This is a genomic window from Hymenobacter sp., from assembly GCF_035709525.1.
Classification (GTDB): domain Bacteria; phylum Bacteroidota; class Bacteroidia; order Cytophagales; family Hymenobacteraceae; genus Hymenobacter.
Window position 1 is genome coordinate 1 of the sequence record NZ_DASTEP010000229.1, and the last position, 4031, is coordinate 4031.

Consider the following 4031-nt stretch of genomic DNA (forward strand, 5'->3'; position numbering starts at 1 on the left):
CATCTCTACCGCTTCGTTGCTAGCCGTCAGAAGTTATTATTGAGGTAGAGATGCTTCGACTGCGCTGCGCTCCGCTCAGCATGACGGCCTAGGGGGCATCGGAAAACCCTACCGCCAGCCGCCGCCCAGCGCCCGGTACAGCTCCACCACGGCCCCCGACTGCTGCCGGCGGATATCAACCAGACTCAGCTGGCTTTGCAGGGCGCTGCCCTGGGCCGTGAGCACTTCGAGGTAGCTGGCCAGATTGCTTCGAAACAGCAGGGTAGCGTGGCGGGTGGCCTGGTGTAGCGTATCGACCCGGGCGGCGGCCAGGATGGCCTGCTGCTGGGTTTTCTCCACCCGCACCAGGGCGCTCGACACCTCCCCGGCCGCCGTGAGCACCACCTGCCGGAAGGCCAGCGCGGCGCGCTCCTGGTCGAGGCGGGCCAGCTCCAGCTGCGTGCGTAGCTGCCGCCGCTGCAATAGGGGCTGCGCCAGCCCCACTCCGAAGCCGGTGAACACGCCCCCCGGCACGGCCAGCCAGTTACTGAGCACGAAGGAGTTGAGGCCCGTGGTGCCGGTCAGCGTCAGGGCGGGGTAGAGGCTGGCTTGGGCCGCGCCGGTGCGGGCGTTGGCCACCACCAGGGCCAGCTCGCGGGCGCCCACATCGGGGCGGCGGCTGAGTAGGGCCACGGGCACGCCCACGGCCAGCGGCCCGGCCGGCGCGAGGGGCGCATCGGTGGCGGCGCGGGCCACGGCAGCGGGCGCCTGGCCGGTGAGCACGCGCAGGGCGTTTTCCTGCTCTACGATGCCTTGCTCCAGCTGCGGCACGAGCAGGGCGGCGGTCTGGCGCTGGGCGGTGGCTTGGTCCACGGCCAGCGTGGTGACCAGCCCGGCCGTCCATTGCAAACGCAGCAAGCGCAGGGTGCTGTCGTTGAGGGCCGTGTTGCGGTGGGCAATGGCGAGCTGGGCATCGAGGCGCAGCAGTTCGTAGTAGCCCTGCGCCACCTGGGCCACCAGCTGAGTTTGCACGGCTTTGCGGGCTTCGGTAGTTTGCAGGTAGTCGGCACGGGCGGCCTCTTGCAGGCGGCGCAGGCGGCCCCACACGTCCAGCTCCCAGGCGGCCGTGAGGCCCGCGTTGTAATCCTTCACGGTGCGCGTGCCCACAAACTGCTCGGCGCTGATGCCGCCCAGACTGTTGCGCGAGGCCGTGTTGGAGGTGGCCCCCACCTGCGCTGCCACGGTGGGTACGTAGGCCGCCCGGGCCTGGCGCAGCAGCTGGTCGGCACTTTCGAGGTTGCGCATCGCCACTTGCAAATCTAAGTTGTGTACCAGCGCGCTATCGATGAGCTGTTGCAGGGCGGGGTCCTGAAACAGGCTGCGCCAGGCTACGTCGGCTAGGGTGGTAGTGTCGGTCGTAGTCAGCGGACCGGACGCGGCGCGGTACTGCGCCGGCACAGGCAGCGCCGGCTGGGTGTAGTGCTGGCCCACCCGGCAGGCGCTGGCCAGCAGTAGGAGCAAGAGAAAAAGGGGCAGGCGGAAGGTCATAATTGAAATAGAGAGGCTATTCAGGCTTGGCTAAAACCTGTCCAGGTTGTCATGCTGAGCGCAGCGCAGCGAAGTCGAAGCATCTCTATCGCTTCGTTGCTGACGTTAGGAGTTAGTTCACCGGTAGAGATGCTTCGACTCCGCTACGCTGCGCTCAGCATGACGAATTAATAGAAAATGTAAAACCCTAAAACAATCTCAAAAGCAGGTGAAAAGCAGGCCCTAGGCCCGGTTCCGCAGGAAGTGAATAGCCCGGCCTTACTGCGCGGCCACGGGCTGCAAGTCGGCGAGAGCCGGCCGCCCCGCCACCTTCGGCGGGCCGCTGATTTTCTCCTGCAAGCCCTGGAACACCACGAACAGCACCGGTACGATGAGCAGCCCCAGCACCACGCCCGAGAGCATACCCCCGGCCGCCCCCACGCTGATGGAGCGGTTGCCAATGGCCGACGACCCGGTGGCGCGCATCAGCGGAATGAGGCCCGCCACGAAGGCCAGCGAGGTCATCAGAATGGGGCGCAGACGCAGGCGGGCGGCTTCGAGGGCAGCCCGGGCCAGACTGCGGCCCGCGTGCCGCCGCTGCCGGGCAAACTCCACGATGAGGATGGCGTTTTTGGCCAGCAGGCCGACGAGCATCAGCAGGCCTACCTGCACGTAGATGTTGTTTTCGAGGCCCGCCAGCCGCACGGCCAGCAGCGCGCCCAGCACGCCGGTCGGGATGGAAAGCAGCACGGCCAGCGGCACGATGTAGCTCTCGTATTGGGCCGCCAGCAGGAAATACACCAGCACCAGACACAGCCCGAATACCAGTACCGACTGGCTGCCGGCGGCAATCTGCTCGCGCGTCATGCCTGTCCACTCGTAGCTGATGCCGGCCGGCAGGTGCTGCCGGGCCACTTCCTCCACGGCCCGGATGGCCTCGCCGCTGCTGCGGCCCGCCCGGGCCTGGGCATTCACCGTAATGGCGTTCAGGAGGTTGAAGTGGGCCACCGTCTGGGGGCCGTACACGCGCTTGAGGGTGAGCAGGGTGGTGACCGGCACCATGGCCCCGGCCTGGTTGCGCACGAATACGCCGTCGAGCGACTGCGCGGTAGCCCGGCTGGGTACGTCGGCCTGCACGATGACGCGGTAGTACTTGCCGAAGCGGTTGAAGTCCGAGGCCTGGGCGCTGCCATAGTAGGCTTGCACGGTGCCCAGCAGCTCGCGCACACTCACGCCCAGCTGCTTGGCCTTCACGGCATCGACCTGTAACTCCAGCTGCGGGTAGTCGGCCCGGAAGCTGACCGTGGCCAGCCCGATTTCCGGACGCTGCTGCAAGGCCGCCGCGAAGTCGTGGGCCACTTTGCTGAACTGCGGCAGCGCGCCGCCCGTGCGGTCTTGCAGCACCAGCTCCAGGCCGCCCACGTTGCCGAAGCCCGGCACGGTGGGGTCGGCAAACACGAAGAACGAACCGTCGGGGATGGTACTGAGCGTGGCGTTGATGCGGGCCAGTACAGTGCCCACCTCCTGTACCGGGCCGCGCTCGGCCGCGGGCTTGAGCTCCAGCAGTCCGAGCGCGCCGCTGGGCGTCACGGCCGAGTTCAAGATATCGAAGCCCGACACCGAGCTGGCACTGGCGATGGCGGGGTCTTTGGCCAGCAGGCGGTTGGCCTTGGCCAGGGCGGCGTTGGTGCGGGGCAGCGAGGCCCCGGCGGGCATGTTCAAGGCAAATAACGCGAAGTTCTTGTCTTCGTCGGGGATGAAGCCCTTGGGGGTGGTTTGCAGCAGCCAGAACGTCAGGCCGAAGACCCCGGCCAGGCCCGCCAGGCTCAGCCAGCGGTAGCGCACCAGCGCCCGCAGGCCGCGCACGTAGCGGGTGGTCAGCGCCGCGAAGCCCGCGTTGAAGGCCGCCGCCCCGCGCGCCCGCCAGGTCAGGGGCTGGCCGGCGTCCGCGCCGTGGGGGTTCTTGAGCAGCAGCGCGCACAGGGCCGGGCTCAGGGTCAGGGCGTTGAGGGCCGACACGCCGATGGCAATGGCCAGGGTGAAGGCAAACTGCTGGTAAAATACCCCCGTCGGCCCCTCGATGAAGCCCACCGGCACGAACACGGCCGCCATCACCAGCGTGATGCTGAGCACGGCCCCGGTAATCTCGCCTAGGGCCGACACGGTGGCCTCGCGCGGGGCCAGGTGCTCGTCGTGCATCTTGGCGTGCACGGCCTCTACCACCACAATGGCATCATCGACCACAATGCCGATAGCCAGCACCAAGGCAAAGAGCGTGAGCAGGTTAATGGAAAACCCAAAGAGCTGCATGAACAGAAACGTGCCCACCAGCGCCACCGGCACGGCCAGGGCCGGCACCAGCGTCGAGCGCCAGTCCTGTAAAAACAGCAGCACCACCACGAACACCAGCACGAAGGCTTCAATCAGCGTGTGCTTCACCTGCTCAATGGACTCGTCGAGCTGGCGCTTGGTGCTGTAGGGCACACCGTACTTAATACCTTTGGGACAGGTTTTGGCCTTGGCTG

Annotated in this window: 2 protein-coding genes; both read right to left on the reverse strand. The window is 67.2% G+C overall.

All coding sequences use genetic code 11. The features are described 5' to 3' along the window. Positions 1 to 108: 108 nt before the first annotated feature. Complete coding sequence (locus VFO93_RS20010; RefSeq protein ID WP_325136166.1) at positions 109 to 1527, reverse strand: efflux transporter outer membrane subunit; 1419 nt, start codon at positions 1525 to 1527, stop codon at positions 109 to 111. Between the two features lie 258 nt (positions 1528 to 1785). Continuing rightward, positions 1786 to 4031: efflux RND transporter permease subunit (locus tag VFO93_RS20015; protein WP_325136167.1), on the reverse strand; the 2246-nt coding region annotated here is incomplete at its 5' end.